Raw genomic sequence first — 19,102 nt, forward strand, 5'->3', positions numbered from 1 at the left:
TGCGGCGCTTGGGAGCGCGCTCCGCTCGGTGGTTGCCCATGAAGGAGTTACCAATCTGCCGGATCGTCAGGGGGGTCGGGTCGGCTAGACCGCGCACGACTGTAACGGAAGGATCACGGGGAAGTGCAACCCTCGACCAAATAAGTTCACTTACCCCGCTCAGTGGTCGATAAACGGACGCGTTCGGGTGACGCGGCTCTCAGCCACGTGCGGCCTGGTAGCGCGCGAGCGCCTCCTGCCGCTCGTCGGCGTGGTCGACGATGCGCAGTGGGTAGTCCCGCTCGTAGCCGACGTCCGACTTCCACGGCTCGTGGGCCGCCTTGCCCGGCAGGTGCTCCAGCTCGGGCACCCAGCGGCGTACGTAGTCGCCCTGCGGGTCGAACTTCAGCCCCTGCGTGACCGGGTTGAAGACGCGGAAGTAGGGAGAGGCGTCCGTCCCGGTGCCGGCCACCCACTGCCAGCCGTGGTTGTTGGAGGCCACGTCACCGTCGATGAGCAGGTCGAGGAAGTGGCGCGCCCCCACCGGCCACCACACGTGGAGGTCCTTGGTGAGGAAGGAGGCGGTGATCATCCGCACCCGGTTGTGCATCCACCCGGTGTGCAGGAGCTGGCGCATCCCGGCGTCGACGATCGGGAAGCCCGTGGTGCCGGTGCGCCACGCCTCGATCGCGTCCTCGGGGTCGTCGTACCTCATGCCCCTCAGCGCGGGCTTGAGGTCGGTCCACGCCGAGGACGGCGTGTGCCACAGGACGTCGGCGTAGAACTCGCGCCAGGCCAGCTCGGTGGCGTACGTCGACGTGTGGGGGACCTCCGCGAGGAGCGAGCGCGGGTGCAGCACCCCGAGGTGGAGGTAGGGGGAGAGCCGCGAGGTGCCGTCGTGGTCCGGCCGGTTCCTCTCGTCGGGGTAGGCCCGCAGGCCCTGGTCGCGGAAGTCCCGCCAGCGTCGCCACGCGGCGTCCTCCCCGGCTCCGGGCAGCTCGAACGGTGCGTCGGCGACCGCCTCCTCGAGCAGGTCGACCGCGCGCTGGTGCGAGTCGGCCGGCGCCAGGTCGGGGGAGCGGGGCGTCGGCGCCGGGTCCGACCAGCCGTGCTCGCGCCACGCGCGGGCGAAGGCGCTGAACACCTGGTAGGGGTCGCCGCTGCCGTTGCGGACCAGCCCCGGCCCGACGGCGTACGGCGACCCGGTGGCGACGAGCTCGACCCGCTCGCCCACCGCCTCGTCGCGTCGGCGTCCGTAGGGCGTGGTCTCGGCCGCGACGTGCACGCGCCGACCGTCGGCCACCCGCGGTACGACGTCCCGGGGGTCGCCGTGGTGGATGCTCAGCGGGATCCGCTCGGCGAGGGACAGCACGTTGGCGGCCAGCCACGCCCGGCGGGCCGGTCCGGCGGTGGCCCAGATGGCCGGGTCGACGACGAAGAGCGCGGTCACGGATCCCTCGTCGAGCGCGGCGCGGAGGGCAGGGTTGTCGCGCACCCGGAGGTCGCGTCGGAACCACATCACCGCTGAGCTCGTGTCGGGCTTCGGGGTCGACATGCTCCTCAACGTAGCCCCGGCGTGAGCACCACCACGCTCACCCGACCTCGTGCCACCCCGCTCCGGAGGTCTAGGGTGCCGAGAGGTAATCCCCCTTGCTCGCATACGAAAAGGACTGGTCACTCTCGTGGACCTGATGGAATTTCAGGCGAAGGAGCTCTTCGCCAAGCATGGAGTAGCGACCACGTTGGGTGTCGTCGCCGAGACCCCGGAGGCCGCGCGTGCGGCCGCCGAGGAGATGGGCGGCGTGACCGTCGTCAAGGCGCAGGTCAAGGCCGGCGGACGCGGCAAGGCGGGCGGCGTGAAGATCGCCAAGACCGCCGACGAGGCCGAGTCCTACGCCCGCGACATCATCGGCATGGAGATCAAGGGCCTGCGCGTCAACCGCGTCCTGGTCACGCCGGCCACCCCGCCGGTGGAGGAGTACTACTTCTCCTTCCTGCTCGACCGCTCCAACCGCTCGCACCTGTGCATCGCCTCGGTCGAGGGCGGCGTGGAGATCGAGGAGGTCGCCAAGACCAACCCCGACGCCGTGCGCCAGACCCCGATCAACGCCATCGAGGGCGTGACCCCGGAGAAGGCCGCCGAGATCGTCGACGACGCCAAGTTCCCCGCCGAGCTGCGCGACCAGGCCATCGAGATGGTGCAGAAGCTGTGGAAGGTCTACGTCGAGGAGGACGCCACCCTCGTCGAGGTCAACCCGCTGGCGCGGCTCGAGGGCGACAAGCTCGAGGCGCTCGACGGCAAGGTGTCGCTGGACGCCAACGCGTCCGAGGTGCGGCACCCCGACCACGAGCAGTTCGAGATCCGCGACGAGGAGGACCCGCTCGAGGCGGCCGCCAAGGACAAGGGCCTCAACTACGTCAAGCTCGACGGCCAGGTCGGCATCATCGGCAACGGCGCGGGCCTGGTCATGTCGACCCTCGACGTCGTGGCGTACGCCGGTGAGGACCACGGCGGTGTCAAGCCCGCCAACTTCCTCGACATCGGTGGCGGCGCCAACGCGCAGGTGATGGCCGACGGGCTGCACATCATCCTGGGCGACCCCCAGGTGAAGAGCGTCTTCGTCAACGTCTTCGGCGGCATCACCGCCTGCGACGAGGTCGCCAACGGCATCAAGGGTGCGCTCGAGATCCTCGGCGACGAGGCCTCCAAGCCGCTCGTCGTCCGCCTCGACGGCAACAACGTCGACGAGGGTCGCCGCATCCTCGACGAGCTCAACCACCCGCTGGTCACCCAGGTCGACACGATGGACGGCGCGGCCGATAAGGCCGCCGAGCTCGCCCACCAGGCCTGAGAGAGAGAACTGAACAGATGAGCATCTACCTCAACAAGGACAGCAAGATCATCGTCCAGGGCATGACGGGCGGCATGGGTGCCAAGCACACCACCCTCATGGTCGAGTCCGGCGCCAACATCGTCGGCGGCGTCAACGCCCGCAAGGCCGGCACCACCGTCGAGCTCGGTGGCAAGGAGCTCCCGGTCTACGGGACCGTCGAGGAGGCGATGAAGGAGACCGGCGCCGACGTGTCCGTCGCCTTCGTGCCGCCGGCGTTCACCAAGGACGCCTGCATCGAGGCGATCGACGCCGAGATCCCGCTCCTCGTGGTGATCACCGAGGGCGTCCCGGTCCTCGACACCGCCGAGGTCGTGGCCTACCTCGAGGGCAAGTCGACCCGGATGATCGGCCCCAACTGCCCGGGCATCATCACGCCGGAGGAGTCGCTGGCCGGCATCACGCCGCACACCATCGCGGGCAAGGGCCCGGTCGGCCTGGTGTCGAAGTCGGGCACGCTGACCTACCAGATGATGTACGAGCTGAAGGACTACGGCTTCACCACCGCCATCGGCATCGGCGGCGACCCGATCATCGGCACCACCCACATCGACGCCCTCGAGGCCTTCGAGAACGACCCGGAGACCAAGGCGATCGTGATGATCGGCGAGATCGGTGGCGACGCCGAGGAGCGTGCGGCCGCCTACATCAAGGAGCACGTGACCAAGCCGGTCGTCGGCTACGTCGCCGGCTTCACCGCCCCCGAGGGCAAGACCATGGGCCACGCCGGCGCCATCGTGTCGGGCTCGTCGGGCACCGCCCAGGCGAAGAAGGAGGCCCTCGAGGCCGCCGGGGTCAAGGTCGGCAAGACGCCGTCGGAGACCGCCGAGCTGATGCGGGAGATCCTCAACCAGCTCTAGGCCTCAGTCGCTCTCGTCGCTGACGTCCTCCAGACGGCCTCGCAGGTCCACCTGCGGGGCCGTCGTGGATTTCGCGTGACGGTCGTGGCGGACGGGCGGGTGCGCCTCCCACAGCAGCCGCCACACGACGTGGGCGCCGAGGAGGCGCACGGGGGCGACGGCGGAGTGCCGCCGCGGTGACGGCAGCGTCGGGCACGCCGCGCTGGCCAGCGTCGATGGAATGGACATGGTTCTAGCACCCCGTTCTCGTGAGCTCGCACATCTTCGAAACCGCCTCGGTGGCCTGCGAGGCCATCGCCTCGACCTGCCGCTGACCGTCGCCGTCCGGGTAGCCGGCGTGCCCCTCGTGGCGCACGACCAGCACCGCCCGTCCGACGCGGACGACCAACGTGCTCGAGCCGAACGCCGACGGACTGCCCTCGAACGTGTCGCGCTCGAGCAGCGCCCACGCGTCGGCGCCCAGCGCGACCGGGCGCACCTCGCGGGTCGTCGCGTAGCCGTCGTCGCCCGCCGGCTCGCTCGGGCACGCCCGCTGCTGCTCCACCAGGTCCTCGACGGCCGCGGCGGCAGTCGCAGCGCGCGCGTACGTCGTCAGCTGGCGGTGGCGGTAGTCCTCGACGTCGACCCACGCGGCGCTCAGCCGGTCGACGTGCTCGGGCTCGCGCCACACCTCGTCGCAGGCCCGGAGCTCGAGGGCGGCGGCACCGCGGGTCGGGCCCTGTCGGCCGTTGTCCGCCCCGGGCTCGGCAGCCGAGTCCTCGGGCCACCCGGCCAGCAGCGGGAAGTCGGCCGGGATCTCGGTCGGCTCGGGCGCCTCGCTGGGCTCGGGCGTCCCGGTGGGCTCGGTGGGCTCCGGCGTCCCCGTGGGCTCGGTGGGTGCAGTCGGCGGCGGGGACGTCGGCGCGGGTGAGGACGGTGACGGTGCCGAGGGCGACTCGCTGGGGGACTCCGAGGGCGACTCGGACGGCGACTCGGACGGGGGTTCACCGGGCGACGGCGTGGACGTCGGCGTCGGCGTCTCGCCGAACACCGTCAGCGCCGCGACGGTCGTGCGCAGCGGCGCGACGGTGGCGTCGACCGCCTCCCGGACGCCGTCGGAGGACCACCGGCCGTAGGTCGAGCTGACGAGCACCGCGGCGCCGACCGGTACGACGTGGACGACGGTCGCACCTTCGTCGGGCTCGCCGTCGACGCTGTAGGTCTGCAGCAGGGTGGTGGCCGGGCCGGCGCCGAAGGGTGAGGGGAGCACCTCGGTGCGGGTCTCCACGTCACGGCGGGTGTCCGGCTCGGCGCAGTCCGAGACGAGGCCGGCGAGCCGGTCCGCGAGGCGGACGGCGTCCTCGGGGGAGCCCAGGACCAGCAGCTCGCGGGTGTCGGCGGACTCGCCCCCGCTGGTGTCGGCGACCATCCGGTCGCGCGTGCCCAGTCCGCGCAGCGGGGAAGTGCCGCACAGCTCGAGGTCGCGCAGGCCGGTGCCGGTGCGGGAGGTGGGGACGGCGTCCGCGGGGCCACCCATGCCCTCGGACAGCGGGAAGTCATCCGGGATCGCGGTGCCGAGGGTCGACCCGTCGCTCGCCGCGGCGACGACGCCGTCCGACGAGCCGCCGGAGGCCGCCTGGTCCGACGACCGGTCCGCGCACGCGGCGAGCACGAGGGCGCACGCCACAGCGGCGGTCACGTGCCGTGAGCGGTGCCTCATGCCCGATGAGACACCCCGACGGGCGAAAAGGTTGCGTCAGCGCGAGGAGTCGAGCGGTCCGAGCCGCTGGGCCACCCGCCGGGCGAGTGCGACGAAGTCGGAGCGCGACATCGTCATGTTGCGGTCGGGGGCGAAACCGAGCTGGGAGACGGCCCCGCCGTCGCGCACGATCGCCATCAGGAACGGGAACGACTGGCTGTCGTTGATCTCGAAGGTCAGCGCCCACACGCTCAGGTCGGCTGCCTTCGACGAGCTCGAGGCCAGCTCGGTGACGCTGGTGCCCAGGTTGGCGCGGCCGCACTCGCGGACGCGGTCGCGGACCTGGTCGACGAAGGTGCCGGCCCGGTCCGGCTGCATCGCGCCGACGATCTGGGTGAGGCCGAGCTGGGAGGCGTCGGGGGTCTCGGGGAAGACGAAGGTGCGGGTCAGGGCCCGGCTGATGCCCTTGCCCTGGAAGGTGGTGCGGTCGCAGCGGGTGGCGGCGTAGTTGGTGCGCGCCTTCTCGGGCTCGGTGCCGACCCACGGGCCGCGCACGGCCGAGACGGGCGGCAGGTCGACCACCGACAGCAGCCCGGGCGGCGTACCGATCGCAAGCGGGGCGCTGGCGCGCGAGGTCGCCCGGCCGGCGCAGGTGCCGGCGCCCTCGGCGCCGCAGACGCCGTTGACGGCGGCGGACAGCCCGGTCAGCACCGCCTTGTCCGGGACGGCCCGGCCGATGCTGCGCACCACCTGGGTGACGACGAGGCTGCCCGTGCGGGCCATGCCGACGGTGAGGGTGGCCGGCTGCTTGCCCCAGGACCGGAAGCGGAAGGTGCGCGCCTCGTCGCCGACGCGCTTGACGGTGCGGGTGTCCATCAGCTGGGTGCGGGGGTCGATGCACCCGGCGAACCACAGCGAGGCCGTCTCGAAGCCCCGTGCCGCCTGACGGGCGTTGCGCGACATCTCGACCATCTCGACGGCCGTCGACCGGACGTCGGCGACCTTGCGCTTGCGGGTGCGCTGCCGGTCGCCCTTGCCCACCGTCCTCTTCTCGACGCGGGTCTCGGTGCCCTCCCACGTGCGGGCCACCGCCGTGATGCCGTCGGGGTCGGCGAACCGCTCCCGCTGGCACGGCGCGAGGAGGCCGTCACCGGAGAGGTTGTCGGTGGTGGCGGTCTCGGTCCAGTCGAGCCCCGTCCCGAACCGGGCGAGCTGGGCGGGGGAGAGGAGCGAGTCGCCGCTGATCATCTCCTCGCCCGCCTCGTCGGCGACCGGCGCGTGCACGGTGACCCCGGCGGTGACCTTCTCCTCGGCCAGGCTGGTGGGCTCGGCTCCGGCGCCGGTGGCGACGAGGGAGCCGGAGGCGAGCAGGGCGGCGGTGGCGAGGCCGGCGCCGATGACGGTGTGGGTACGACGTCGCGCGGCGCCGGACCGGCGGATGACCGTGGCTCGCGGCCAGCGGATGTCCTCGAGCGGGCCGGCGAGCGCGTGGAGCAGGCGCGGGATGTCGGTCGTCGGGGCGTCGCGGTGCAGGGAGAACTGGGAGCTCGCCGTCTGCAGCTCCCGCTCGGCGTCGGCACGGGGCAGGCCCACCGTGCGGGCCACCTCGCCGAGCGAGAGCGCCGAGAGGCCGTTGAGCACGAGCAGCTCGCGCTGGCGGCTGGTGAGCTTGGACAGCGCCTCGAGGGTGCTGCGCACCTCGGGGTCGAGCGACTTGTCGCGGTGCCAGATCCGGGCGGTGTGGCGTCGTCGGGCCCGGCTGAGGGCGAGGGGACGGACGTATCCGTCGCGGTCCTCGAGCTGCCCGACCTTGCGCCAGCGGTGCCACGCGACCACGAAGGCGTCGCGGACGGCGGCCCGCGAGGCCGGCGCGTCCCCGGTGAGGGCATAGGCCTCGTGCAGGAGGCGGGTGCGGGTCTCGACGTAGTAGGCGTCGAAGGTCTCGGGGCTCCTCATGACCGCTCCACGGTACGGGAGGGGGCCGTGCGACGCACATCCCTCCCCCCGGCTCCCCGCGCGGTCGGCGCAGGCGGCGTGGCAGCGCGATCTGCCGCGACGAGCGGGTGATGATGGGGCAGATATGACGTCGCTCCTCACCCGACCCGACCGGTCCCGACACGACAACGGGCGGACCGACGCTGCCCGGCCCCGACCGCTCGTGCTGATCGCCACCCTGGGCGGAGCGCTCGCGGCGCTGGGCCCGCTCGTGGTGCTGCTCGCGATCGGCGTCATCGGCTGGTTCGCCACCGACGCCGGCGTGCACGGCGCACCCCGCGACGGCATGCAGGTGGGTGCCCTCGCCTGGCTGGCCGGGCACGGCTCCGGCGTCACCGTCATGGGCGCGCGGATCACGATCGTCCCCCTCGGGATCACGGCGATCGCCGCCTGGTCGATGTGGCGGCTCGGCCACCGCGTCGGCGACTCGATCTCCGGGCACGGCCCCGACGCCGACCGGATCTCCGACGGCGAGCGCGACCTCACCGTGCCGACCGCCGTCGCCCTCTTCTTCGCGGCCTACGCCGTCGTGGCCGTGGTGGTCGCGACCCTCGCCGCCGGCACGACCGCCGACCCGTCGCTGCCCCGGGTGCTCGGCTGGACCCTGCTGCTGACGGCCTTCGTCGCCGCCCCCGCCATCGCCATCGGGTCGGGCCGCGCCGCGATCTGGGCAGCCTTCCTGCCCGCCTCGGTGCGAGCGGGCGCCGCCGTCGCGGGCGCGGTGCTCGCCCGGCTGCTCGCCGTCTCGGCCGTCGTCTTCGTCGTCGCCCTCGTCGCCTCCTTCGACGACGCCGCCACCATGACCGCGCGGCTGCACCCCAGCCCGTCGGAGGCCGGCCTCTACACCCTCGTCAACGCGGCCTTCGCGCCCAACGCCGCCCTGTTCTCCGGCTCGTGGCTGCTGGGCCCGGGGTTCGCGGTCGGCGGCGCCACCCTCGTCTCGCCCGGTGCGGTCGTCCTCGGCCCGCTGCCGGTCGTCCCGCTGCTCGCCGCGCTCCCGTCGGTCGGCACCCCGGCCGGCTGGGTGGGTGCGCTGATGGTGCTCCCGCCGCTCGTCGCCGCCGTGACGACCCACCGCACGCTCCGTGGCCGCCTCCTGAGCTGGGACCGGATCGCGCTCGCCGGGTGCGGCGGCGGGCTCGCGGCCGGCGTCGGGTTCGCGGTGCTCGCCTCGCTGTCCGGCGGCGCTGCCGGCCCCGGCCGGATGCGCTTCGTGGGTCCCTTCACCCGCGACGTCCTCGTCCACGCGGTCACGGCGTGCGGCATCGGCGCGCTCCTCGGCGCCTCCGTGCTGACCTGGCTGGCCTGGCGTGCCGCCCGGGCCCTCCCGTCCGACCCGGCACCCGGTGCCGGCGCGGACACCGACATCCGCACCGAGGGCTGATCGTGGGGGCTGGACACAGCCACGGTGAGCGTCCCCCGCTGGGGCCGGCACCGCGGCAGATCAGGGTGCTGATGGCGGCCGTGGTGGGGCCGCTCGTGCTGGCGACGCTCGTCGGCCTCTTCGTGCTGTGGCCCGACGGCGACCTGGAGATCAGCGGGCCGGGCGTGGACGTGCAGCGCGGCACCGCGGAGGTGCAGTCGATCGGCCCCTGCCGCCAGGCGGTCGAGGGCTGCCAGCTCGCGCAGGTCGAGCTGCTGAGCGGCCCCGGCGCCCCCGGCACGGCGGAGGCGCTGCTGCCCTACGGCTCGCAGGCCCCGGACGTCGTGGCGGGCGACCGGATCATCGTCTCGTTCACCGAGCAGGCGCCCGACGGGGAGCAGTACGCCTTCCAGGACTTCGACCGCGGCCCGCCGCTGCTCGTGCTCCTGATCCTCTTCGCGGTGGGCGTCCTCGCGCTGTCGCGATGGCGCGGGATCGGGGCGCTCGCCAGCCTCGCCTACTCCCTGGTCCTCATCGCGGTCTTCATGCTGCCCGCGATCATGGAGGGCTCCTCGCCACTGCTCGTCGCGGTCACCACCGCGTCCGCGATCATGCTCGTCACGCTCTACCTCTCGCACGGCTTCACCGTGCGCTCGACCGTGGCGATGCTCGGCACCCTGGTCTCGCTGCTGGTGATCGGCGGGCTCGGCTGGGTGTTCACCCGCGTCGGGCACTTCACCGGGCTGGTCGACGAGGGCAGCCAGTACATCTCCGGCATCGCCGCGCAGGTCGACCTCCGCGGGCTGCTGCTGGCAGGGCTGGTCATCGGCGCGCTCGGCGTCCTCGACGACGTCACCGTCACCCAGACCTGGGCCGTGTGGGAGCTCGCCGACGTCGACCCCGACGCCAGCACGCGCTCGCTCTTCACCCGGGCGATGCGCATCGGGCGCTCGCACGTCGCCTCCACCGTCAACACCCTCGTGCTCGCCTACGTCGGCGCCACGCTGCCGCTGATGCTGGTCTTCTCGGCCCTGTCGCTGCCCTTCGGGATTGCGGTCAGCCAGGAGATCGTGGCGCAGGAGGTGGTCCGCGGTCTCGTGGGCGGGCTCGGCATCGTCGCCGCGGTGCCGGTCACCACCCTGATCGCGGCGGTGGTGGCGGGCCGGCTGGTGCGGGACCGGACAGCGGCGTCGGGTCCCTCCCACCGCGCCTAGACTCGCCGCGTGCACCAGCCCACCCGCCTCGTCGTCCTCGTCTCGGGATCCGGCACCAACCTGCAGGCCCTGCTCGACGCCTGCGCCGATCCGGCGTACGGCGCCCGGGTGGTCGCCGTCGGCGCCGACCGCGAGGACATCGAGGGCCTCGCCCGCGCGGAGCGCGCCGGGATCCCCACCTTCGTGAGGAAGGTGTCGGACTTCGAGACCCGCGAGGGCTGGGACGCCTCGCTGACGACGGTGGTGGAGCGCTTCGAGCCCGACCTCGTGGTCTCGGCCGGCTTCATGAAGCTGCTCGCCCCCGAGTTCCTCGACCGGTTCCTCACCCTCAACACCCACCCGGCGCTCTGCCCGGCGTTCCCCGGCATGCACGGCCCGCGCGATGCCCTCGAGCACGGCGTCAAGGTCACCGGCGCGACCCTGTTCGTGGTCGACGCGGGCGTCGACACCGGCCCGATCGTGGCGCAGGTGCCGGTCGAGGTGGCCGACGACGACGACGTCGCCTCGCTCCACGAGCGCATCAAAACCGCCGAGCGCGCGATGCTCGTCGACGCCGTCGGCCGCATCGCACGCGACGGGATCACCGTCGACGGCCGCCGGGTTCGCATCGGCGCCGGCGCTCGGTAGTCTGCAGCCACACGACTGGCGCAGGTGGGCCACCACCAGGGAGTGACGCCGGGGACGCATCGAACGCCTGGGTGCCCCCGATCTCGTCAACGATCTCGATTGAGTCCGAGGAGTCCCGTGTCCCCCTCCGCCCCTGAGCACCGCGTCCCGATCCGCCGCGCCCTGGTCTCCGTCTACGACAAGGCCGGTCTCGACGACCTGGTCCGCGGCCTCCACGAGGCCGGGGTCGAGCTCGTCTCCACCGGCGGCTCGGCCGCGCTGATCGAGTCGCTCGGCCTGCCCGTCACCAAGGTGGAGGACCTCACCGGCTTCCCCGAGTGCCTCGACGGCCGGGTCAAGACGCTGCACCCGCGGGTCCACGCCGGGATCCTCGCCGACCGTCGCCTCGACTCCCACGTCGCGCAGCTCGAGGAGCTCGGCGTGCAGCCGTTCGACCTCGTGGTCAGCAACCTCTACCCCTTCACCCAGACCGTCGCCTCGGGCGCCGGCCCCGACGAGTGCGTCGAGCAGATCGACATCGGCGGACCGTCGATGGTGCGCGCCGCGGCCAAGAACCACCCGAGCGTCGCGATCGTCACCTCGCCCGCGGCGTACGACGCCGTGCTGGCCGCGGTCGCCGCCGGCGGGTTCACGCTGGCCGAGCGGCAGCGCCTCGCCGCCGAGGCGTTCGTGCACACCGCGACCTATGACGTCCACGTGGCGTCGTGGATGGGCAACGTGCTCACCGACACCAGCGAGGGCACCGGCTTCCCGGCATGGATGGGCGCGACCTGGGACAAGCTCTCGGTGCTGCGCTACGGCGAGAACCCTCACCAGTCCGCCGCGCTCTACAGCAACGGCTTCCTCCCCGGCGGGCCCGGCCTCGCCCAGGCCACCCAGCACCACGGCAAGGAGATGTCCTACAACAACTACGTCGACGCCGACGCTGCCCGCCGGGCGGCCTACGACTTCGACGAGCCGGCCGTGGCCATCATCAAGCACGCCAACCCCTGCGGGATCGCCGTCGGCGACGACGTGGCTACCGCCCACCGCAAGGCCCACGAGTGCGACCCCGTCAGCGCCTTCGGCGGCGTGATCGCCACCAACGTGCCGGTCTCCGTCGCGATGGCCGAGCAGGTCGCAGAGATCTTCACCGAGGTGATCGTGGCGCCGGGCTACGAGGACGGCGCCGTCGAGGTCCTGCAGGCCAAGAAGAACATCCGCATCCTCGAGTGCCCGCCGCTCACCCGCGGCGGCACCGAGACCCGCTCGATCTCGGGCGGGCTGCTGCTGCAGCAGCGCGACGTCATCTCGGCCGAGGGAGACGACCCGTTGACGTGGACGCTCGCGACCGGAGAGGCCGCGTCCGAGGAGGTGCTCGCCGACCTCGCGTTCGCCTGGCGCGCCTGCCGGGCGGTGAAGTCCAACGCGATCCTGCTCGCCTCCGGCGGCGCCTCGGTCGGCGTCGGGATGGGACAGGTCAACCGCGTCGACTCCTGCCGCCTCGCCGTCGAGCGCGCGGGGGAGCGGGCGTCGTCCGCGGTCGCCGCCTCCGACGCCTTCTTCCCCTTCGCCGACGGCCCGCAGATCCTCATCGACGCCGGCGTGAAGGCGATCGTCCAGCCCGGTGGCTCGGTCCGCGACGCGGAGGTCGTCGCGGCCTGCGAGGCGGCCGGCGTGACGATGTACCTCACCGGCGCGCGGCACTTCTTCCACTGATGAGCGGCCTCCCTAGGATGAAGCCCGTGACCGCACAGACCCTCGACGGCGCAGCCACGCTGAAGACCATCAAGGCCGAGCTGGCCGAGCGCGTCGCCGCGCTGCGCGAGCAGGGCGTGGTCCCCGGCCTGGGCACCGTCCTCGTCGGCGACGACCCCGGCTCGCACTGGTACGTCGGCGCCAAGCACAAGGACTGCGCCGAGATCGGCATCACCTCGATCCGCCGCGACCTGCCCGCCACGGCCACCCAGGCCGAGGTGGAGGCGGTGATCGACGAGCTCAACGCCGACGACGCCTGCACCGGGTTCATCGTCCAGCAGCCCACCGGGCTCGACGAGTTCGCCTTGCTCTCGCGGGTCGACCCCGACAAGGACGTCGACGGGCTGCACCCGGTCAACCTCGGCAAGCTCGTGCTGGGCGAGGCCGGTCCGCTGCCCTGCACCCCGGTGGGTGCCATCGAGCTGCTGCGCCGCCACGGCGTCGAGATCGCCGGCGCGGAGGTCGTGGTCGTCGGCCGTGGCATCACCGTCGGACGCCCGCTCGGGCTGCTGCTGACCCGCCGGTCCGAGAACGCCACCGTCACGCTCTGCCACACCGGCACGCGCGACCTCGCCGCGCACGTGCGCACGGCCGACATCGTGGTCGCGGCCGCCGGCGTGCCCGGCATCATCACCGCCGACATGGTCAAGCCCGGTGCGGCCGTCCTCGACGTCGGCGTCTCGCGCGTGGACGGCAAGGTCACCGGTGACGTGCACCCCGACGTGTGGGACGTGGCCGGCTGGGTCTCGCCCAACCCGAAGGGCGTCGGTCCGATGACGCGCGCGATGCTGCTGACCAACATCGTCGAGATCGCCGAGAAGTCCGTCCGGTCCTGACATGGCCCATCCCGACCAGCCGCCCGTCGAGCCCCCCGAGTCGGTCCCACCGGTCTCGGCGGAGCCGCTGCCGGACGACCCCGACGAGCCGCGCCGCTACCCCTCGACGATCGGGGGAGCCTTCTACCTGCTCGTCCTGGGCGTCGTCGCGGCGGCGCTGGTCGTCGTGGCGCTCGGCGAGTGGCGCAGCGGCATCCGGTTGATGGGCGGGGCGCTGATCTTCGCCGCCGCCATGCGCCTGGTGCTCCGCAGCCGCGACGCCGGCATGCTCGCCGTACGCCACAAGGTGCTCGACGCGGCCGTGCTCATCGTGCTCGGCGGGTTGCTGATCTTCCTCGCCGGCTCGATCCCCGACCAGCCGGGCGCCTTCTAGCCGAGTCGGCGCGTCCTGCGCCCGAAATGACGTCGAGCCGGCGCGTCCTCACGCGTGCTGCGTCAGGATGCGCCGACTCGACGGGGTGCGGGCGTCAGGACGAGCCCACTCGGCTCAGATGAGGCCGAGCTCCGTCACGGCCTTGCGCTCGTCGGCGAGCTCGGCCGTCGAGGCGTCGATCCGGGCGCGGGAGAAGTCGTCGATCTCGAGGCCCTCGACGATCGACCAGTCGCCACCCGAGGTGGTGACCGGGAACGACGAGATCAGGCCCTCGGGGACGTCGTACTCGCCCTTGGACACGACCGCCATCGACACCCAGTCGTCCTGGGCCGAGCCGAACAGCCAGTCGCGGGCGGCGTCGATCGTGGCCGACGCGGCCGAGGCGGCCGAGGAGGAGCCGCGCGCGTCGATGATCGCGGCGCCGCGCTTGGCGACGGTCGGGATGAAGTCGCCCTCGAGCCAGGCCTGGTCGCCGACGAGCTCGGCGGCGTTCTGGCCGTTGACCTCGGCGTGGAAGAGGTCGGGGTACTGGGTGGCGGAGTGGTTGCCCCAGATCGTCATCTTCTTGATGTCGGTGACCTTGGCGCCGGTCTTGGCCGCCAGCTGGCTGATCGCGCGGTTGTGGTCGAGGCGGGTCAGCGCCGAGAAGCGCTCGCGCGGGATGTCGGGGGCGTTGGTCATCGCGATGAGGGCGTTGGTGTTGGCCGGGTTGCCGGTCACCCCGATGCGTACGTCGTCGGCGGCGACGGCGTTGAGGGCCTTGCCCTGCGCGGTGAAGATCGCACCGTTGGCCGAGAGCAGGTCGCCACGCTCCATGCCGGGGCCGCGCGGGCGGGCGCCGACGAGGAGGGCGAGGTTGACGCCGTCGAAGATCTTCTCGGCGTCCGAGCCGATCTCCACGCCCGCGAGCAGGGGGAAGGCGCAGTCGTCGAGCTCCATCACGACGCCCTCGAGCGCCTTGAGGGCGGGCTCGATCTCGAGCAGTCGCAGCTCGATCGGGCGGTCCGCCGCCAGCGCGCCGCTGGCGAGGCGGAAGAGCAGGCTGTAGCCGATCTGGCCGGCGGCGCCGGTGACGGCGACCTTGAGGGGTTCAGCGGAGGTCACGGTGTCTTCTCCTCGCGAGATGAGGTCGGTGAGGTCTGTCCCGCTGACGCTAGCAGCGCCCGATCCGCCGTCGGCCGCTGGTCTGCGGCTGGCATGCTGGCGCCCATGACGAGGAGGCCCCGAGCCGTACGCCGTCCGCGGGCGGTGGTCCTGGCGGCCGGCCTCGCTGTCGGTGCCGCCGGCCTCACCGGCTGCGGGGGCGTCGGCCAGCCCGCGCCCTACGACTCCCCGGGCATCAACGGCCTCGTCATCCCGACGCCGACCCCGACACCTGCCGACTTCACCGAGGGCGTCGACAACCCCTGGCTGCCGCTCGAGCCCGGCACGCGCTGGACCTACGTCATGGCCGAGGACGGCCGCACGACCGGCCGGATCGCGGTGGACGTGCTCGACCGCACGGTCCCGGTCGCGGGCCTCGACGCCACGGCCGTGGAGACCACGACCGACCCGACCGCGGGCGCGACCACGGTCGAGACGCACCTCTACGCGCAGGACGAGGCGGGCAACGTGTGGCTGGTCGGCGCCGACGTCGGTGACACGTCCTGGCGCGCGGCAGCCGACGGCGCCGAGGCCGGGCTCGCGATGCCCGCCGACCCGCGTCTCGGCGACGGCTGGCTGTCCTACGCCGTCCCCGGCCTGCCGCGCGCGAGCGCCACCATCGAGGACCAGTCCAGCGAGCTGGTGCAGCTGCGCAACGAGGCCGACACCACCACTCGCACGGTGTACGAGAAGGGTGTCGGCCTCGTGGGGCTCGAGGACCTCGACGCCGGCTGGACCGCCGAGCTGGTCGAGGCCACCGGCTAAAGGTCAGTCGGGCCGGCGCACCTGCGTGCGGCCGTCGTCGTCACCGTCGGGGTTGCCCCAGTGGCCGGGCGCGCTCTGCCCCGGCTGGCCCGGCTGCTGCGGCTGCTGGGTCGGGGGCTGCTGCTGCGGCGCGGGCTGGCCCCACTGCCCGGGCTGGCCCGGCTGCTGTGCCGGCGGCTGCTGCTGCGGCGCGGGCTGCCCCCACTGGCCCGGCTGACCCGGCTGCTGCGGCGGGGCCTGCGGCGCACCGTAGGCCGGGTCGGGCTGCTGGCCGGGCTGGCCCCACTGCTGCTGCGGGGGAGCACCCCACGCGGCGCCGGGCTGGCCCCAGCTGCCCGGCTGGCCCTGGTTCCACTGGGCCTCGTAGTTGCCCGGGACGTACTGGTCCTTCCGGCCGCCGCCGAAGTTGAGGCCGGAGCCGGCGACCGGCTCGGCACCGTGGCCGAAGAGGACGGGGTAGGTGAGGCCGGCGATGGCCGCACCGAGCAGCGGCGCGACGACGAAGAGCCAGAGCTGGACGATGGCGTCGGTGCCGGCGAAGACGCCGACGCCGATCGAGCGGGCCGGGTTGACCGACGTGCCGGTCAGCGGGATCGCGAGGAGGTGGAGCATCGCGAGCGACAGGCCGATCGCGAGCGGGCCGAGGGCGACGTTGACCTCGTTGCGTGCGTCGGTGACGGCGAGGATGACCCACAGGAAGACCGCGGTCATCAGCACCTCGAGCAGCAGGGCGGCCCACCACGCGAAGCCGGAGCCCTGGTCGCCGTAGAAGTTCTGGCCCATGTTGCCCTCGGCCACGAAGCCCTCGAAGCCGTGGCCGAGTCCGAAGAGGACGGCGCCGGCGAGGAGGGCGCCGAGCAGCTGGGCGGCCATATAGATGCCGACCTGGTTCCACGAGAGCCGGCCACCGAGGACGGCGCCCAACGTCACGGCCGGGTTGAAGTGACCACCGGAGACGCGGCCGAAAGCGTAGGCCATCACAAGGACCGTGAGGCCGAAGGCCAGCGCCGTGGCGACGATGTCGCCGCCGCTGTAGACCGCGGCGCCGCAGCCGAAGAAGACGAGCACGAAGGTGCCCAGCGCCTCTGCGGTGAACTTCTGCCCGGTGGTCGGTGTGTCTTCGACGGTGTCGCTCATCGCGAGTTCCTCCAGAGTCAGGTGGCCGCCCCCCGGCGGCCACCGCGACTCTAGCGGCGCCGTTGCAGGGGTGCGAGGGTAGGCGAGTCGCAACCGCCTCCCGGCGTCAGGTATCTTGACGTCAAGAGTTATGCCCGGATCAGATCACGATCTACAGGAGCTGTCGTACTTATGGCCAAGATCATCTACACCCACACCGACGAGGCGCCGCTGCTCGCGACGTACTCGTTCCTGCCGATCATCGCCGCCTACGCGAAGACCGCCGGTGTGGACGTCGAGACCCGTGACATCTCGCTGGCCGGCCGCGTGATCGCGCAGTTCCCCGACCGGCTCACCGAGGAGCAGCGCCTCGACGACGCCCTCGCCGAGCTCGGCGAGCTCGCGACGAAGCCCGAGGCCAACATCATCAAGCTGCCCAACATCTCCGCCTCGATCCCGCAGCTCAAGGCGACCATCGCCGAGCTGCAGTCGCAGGGCTACGACCTGCCCGACTACCCCGAGAACCCGCAGACCGACGAGGAGCGCGAGACCCGCGCCCGCTACGACAAGGTCAAGGGGTCCGCGGTCAACCCGGTGCTGCGCGAGGGCAACTCCGACCGCCGCGCGCCCGCGTCGGTGAAGAACTACGCCCGGTCCCACCCGCACTCGATGGGCGAGTGGAGCAGCGACTCGAGGACGTCCGTCGCCACCATGGGCCACGACGACTTCCGCAGCAACGAGAAGTCCGTCGTCATCGACGGCGACGACACCCTCTCCATCGTGCACGTCGACAGCGACGGCACCGAGACGGTGCTCAAGGAGGGCCTGGCGGTCCTCGACGGCGAGGTCGTCGACGCGACCTTCATGAGCGCCGCCAAGCTCGACGAGTTCCTCGAGCAGCAGGTCGCGAAGGCCAAGGCCGACGGCGTCCTCTTCTCCGCCCACCTCAAGGCCACGATGATGAAGGTCTCCGACCCGATCATCTTCGGCCACGTCGTGCGGGCCTACTTCGCCGACGTCTTCAGCCAGTACGGCGAGCAGCTCGCCGCCGCCGGCCTGTCCGCCAACGACGGTCTCGGCGCCATCCTCTCCGGGCTCGACAAGGTCGAGGGCGGGGCCGAGATCAAGGCCGCCTTCGAGAAGGGCCTGGCCGAGGGCCCGTCCCTCGCGATGGTCGACTCCGACCGCGGCATCACCAACCTGCACGTGCCCTCCGACGTCATCATCGACGCCTCGATGCCGGCGATGATCCGCACGTCGGGTCAGATGTGGAACGCCGAGGGCAAGCAGCAGGACACCCTCGCTGTCATCCCCGATTCGTCCTACGCCGGCGTCTACCAGGCCGCGATCGACGACTGCCGCACCCACGGCGCCCTCGACCCGGCGACGATGGGCTCGGTGCCCAACGTCGGCCTGATGGCCAAGGCGGCCGAGGAGTACGGCTCGCACGACAAGACGTTCGAGATCCCCGCGGCCGGCAAGGTCGAGGTGCGCAACGCCGCCGGCGACGTGCTGATGTCGCACGACGTCGAGGCCGGTGACATCTGGCGCGCCTGCCAGACCAAGGACGCCTCGATCCGCGACTGGGTCAAGCTCGCCGTGACCCGCGCCCGGGCCAGCGAGACGCCCGCGGTCTTCTGGCTCGACGAGACCCGCGCCCACGACGCCAACCTCATCGCCAAGGTGCACGCCTACCTCGAGGACCACGACACCGAGGGCCTCGAGCTCTCGATCATGGCGCCCGCGGAGGCGACGACGTACTCCCTCGAGCGGATCCGCAAGGGCGAGGACACCATCTCGGTGACCGGCAACGTGCTGCGCGACTACAACACCGACCTCTTCCCGATCCTCGAGCTCGGCACGAGCGCCAAGATGCTCTCGATCGTCCCGCTGATGAACGGCGGCGGCCTCTTCGAGACCGGCGCCGGCGGCTCGGCGCCGAAGCACGTGCAGCAGCTCGTCAAGGAGGACTACCTCCGCTGGGACAGCCTGGGCGAGTTCTTCGCTCTCGCCGCCTCGCTGGAGCACCTCGCCGGCTACGCCGACAACCAGCGCGCCAAGCTGCTCGGCGACGCCCTCGACCGCGCGACCGAGACGTTCCTCAACGAGGACCGCTCGCCCGGCCGCAAGCTCGGCACGATCGACAACAGGGGCTCGCACTTCTACCTCGCGCTCTACTGGGCCGAGGAGCTGGCGAAGCAGACCGAGGACGCCGACCTCGCGGAGGCGTTCTCGGCGCTGGCCGCCTCGCTGCGCGACAACGAGCAGACCATCGTCGACGAGCTGCTCGCGGTGCAGGGCAAGCCGGCCGACATCGGCGGCTACTTCCGCCCCGACCCCGAGAAGGCCGCGGCAGTGATGCGCCCGTCGACGACGTTCAACGAGGCCATCGCCTCGCTCGTCTGATATGTAGTCCGCGGTTGTCAAGAGTGCAGGGTGAGGCGCCGCCGGCACTGGGTGTGCTGGCGGCGCCTCGTCTTGGCCTGGTGGTGTCATTGCCCTGCCGCAGCGTGTCGTTGTCGACG

General features: G+C 72.5%; 16 protein-coding genes and 1 riboswitch. Of the genes, 10 read left to right on the forward strand and 6 right to left on the reverse strand.

The features are described 5' to 3' along the window. Positions 1 to 199: 199 nt before the first annotated feature. Positions 200 to 1,534: a cryptochrome/photolyase family protein gene (locus tag NCI01_RS17100; RefSeq protein WP_254182696.1), complete on the reverse strand. Its 1,335-nt coding sequence runs from the start codon at positions 1,532 to 1,534 to the stop codon at positions 200 to 202. 127 nt (positions 1,535 to 1,661) lie between these two features. Between NCI01_RS17100 and sucC the strand changes: the two genes are divergently transcribed. Next, a complete protein-coding gene (gene sucC, locus NCI01_RS17105; protein WP_254182697.1) occupies positions 1,662 to 2,831 on the forward strand; it encodes an ADP-forming succinate--CoA ligase subunit beta in 1,170 nt (389 codons plus the stop codon). Positions 2,832 to 2,848: 17 nt separating this feature from the next. After that, the gene (gene sucD / locus NCI01_RS17110) at positions 2,849 to 3,730 is read left to right on the forward strand and encodes a succinate--CoA ligase subunit alpha (protein WP_254182698.1); all 882 of its coding nucleotides are present in this window, start codon (positions 2,849 to 2,851) and stop codon (positions 3,728 to 3,730) included. A 3-nt stretch (positions 3,731 to 3,733) separates the two neighbouring features. Here sucD and NCI01_RS17115 read toward each other — a convergent pair whose 3' ends face one another. From NCI01_RS17115 to NCI01_RS17125, 3 genes are read right to left on the reverse strand one after another with little or no spacing between them, the layout of a single operon-like run. Continuing rightward, the gene (locus tag NCI01_RS17115; RefSeq protein WP_254182699.1) at positions 3,734 to 3,958 is read right to left on the reverse strand and encodes a hypothetical protein; all 225 of its coding nucleotides are present in this window, start codon (positions 3,956 to 3,958) and stop codon (positions 3,734 to 3,736) included. 4 nt (positions 3,959 to 3,962) lie between these two features. Then, the gene (locus NCI01_RS17120; protein WP_254182700.1) at positions 3,963 to 5,408 is read right to left on the reverse strand and encodes a hypothetical protein; all 1,446 of its coding nucleotides are present in this window, start codon (positions 5,406 to 5,408) and stop codon (positions 3,963 to 3,965) included. Between the two features lie 57 nt (positions 5,409 to 5,465). Then, positions 5,466 to 7,364, reverse strand: coding sequence for a SigE family RNA polymerase sigma factor (locus NCI01_RS17125; RefSeq protein WP_254182701.1), 1,899 nt, complete (start codon positions 7,362 to 7,364; stop codon positions 5,466 to 5,468). A gap of 124 nt (positions 7,365 to 7,488) precedes the next feature. On the opposite strand from NCI01_RS17125, the gene NCI01_RS17130 reads away from it, so the two are divergent. From NCI01_RS17130 to NCI01_RS17155, 6 genes are all read left to right on the forward strand, one after another. Continuing rightward, on the forward strand, positions 7,489 to 8,787 hold the full coding sequence (locus NCI01_RS17130; RefSeq protein ID WP_254182702.1) for a cell division protein PerM: 1,299 nt from the start codon (positions 7,489 to 7,491) through the stop codon (positions 8,785 to 8,787). 71 nt (positions 8,788 to 8,858) lie between these two features. Beyond that, positions 8,859 to 9,980, forward strand: a complete 1,122-nt coding sequence (locus tag NCI01_RS17135) for a YibE/F family protein (protein WP_254182703.1) — start codon at positions 8,859 to 8,861, stop codon at positions 9,978 to 9,980. Positions 9,981 to 9,989: 9 nt separating this feature from the next. Further along, positions 9,990 to 10,607, forward strand: a complete 618-nt coding sequence (gene purN, locus NCI01_RS17140) for a phosphoribosylglycinamide formyltransferase (protein WP_254182704.1) — start codon at positions 9,990 to 9,992, stop codon at positions 10,605 to 10,607. Position 10,608: 1 nt separating this feature from the next. Beyond that, a riboswitch (ZMP/ZTP riboswitch) is annotated at positions 10,609 to 10,687 on the forward strand. Positions 10,688 to 10,724: 37 nt separating this feature from the next. Beyond that, positions 10,725 to 12,305 (forward strand): bifunctional phosphoribosylaminoimidazolecarboxamide formyltransferase/IMP cyclohydrolase, encoded by a 1,581-nt coding sequence (gene purH, locus NCI01_RS17145; protein WP_254182705.1) that lies wholly within the window; start codon positions 10,725 to 10,727, stop codon positions 12,303 to 12,305. A 26-nt stretch (positions 12,306 to 12,331) separates the two neighbouring features. Beyond that, the gene (locus tag NCI01_RS17150) at positions 12,332 to 13,180 is read left to right on the forward strand and encodes a bifunctional methylenetetrahydrofolate dehydrogenase/methenyltetrahydrofolate cyclohydrolase (RefSeq protein ID WP_254182706.1); all 849 of its coding nucleotides are present in this window, start codon (positions 12,332 to 12,334) and stop codon (positions 13,178 to 13,180) included. A 1-nt stretch (position 13,181) separates the two neighbouring features. Beyond that, positions 13,182 to 13,553 (forward strand): DUF3017 domain-containing protein, encoded by a 372-nt coding sequence (locus tag NCI01_RS17155; protein ID WP_254182707.1) that lies wholly within the window; start codon positions 13,182 to 13,184, stop codon positions 13,551 to 13,553. Positions 13,554 to 13,667: 114 nt separating this feature from the next. Here NCI01_RS17155 and NCI01_RS17160 read toward each other — a convergent pair whose 3' ends face one another. Then, the gene (locus NCI01_RS17160) at positions 13,668 to 14,657 is read right to left on the reverse strand and encodes a malate dehydrogenase (protein ID WP_254182708.1); all 990 of its coding nucleotides are present in this window, start codon (positions 14,655 to 14,657) and stop codon (positions 13,668 to 13,670) included. Positions 14,658 to 14,762: 105 nt separating this feature from the next. Between NCI01_RS17160 and NCI01_RS17165 the strand changes: the two genes are divergently transcribed. After that, positions 14,763 to 15,461 carry a hypothetical protein gene (locus tag NCI01_RS17165; RefSeq protein WP_254182709.1) on the forward strand — a complete coding sequence of 233 codons (699 nt, stop codon included), beginning with the start codon at positions 14,763 to 14,765 and terminating at the stop codon, positions 15,459 to 15,461. Positions 15,462 to 15,464: 3 nt separating this feature from the next. On the opposite strand, the gene NCI01_RS17170 is transcribed toward NCI01_RS17165, so the two are convergent. Further along, positions 15,465 to 16,598, reverse strand: coding sequence for an aquaporin (locus NCI01_RS17170; RefSeq protein WP_254182710.1), 1,134 nt, complete (start codon positions 16,596 to 16,598; stop codon positions 15,465 to 15,467). Positions 16,599 to 16,769: 171 nt separating this feature from the next. Between NCI01_RS17170 and NCI01_RS17175 the strand changes: the two genes are divergently transcribed. Continuing rightward, a complete protein-coding gene (locus NCI01_RS17175; protein ID WP_254182711.1) occupies positions 16,770 to 18,983 on the forward strand; it encodes an NADP-dependent isocitrate dehydrogenase in 2,214 nt (737 codons plus the stop codon). Positions 18,984 to 19,102: the final 119 nt, after the last annotated feature.

This window comes from Nocardioides pinisoli (assembly GCF_024199985.1).
Classification (GTDB): domain Bacteria; phylum Actinomycetota; class Actinomycetes; order Propionibacteriales; family Nocardioidaceae; genus Nocardioides; species Nocardioides pinisoli.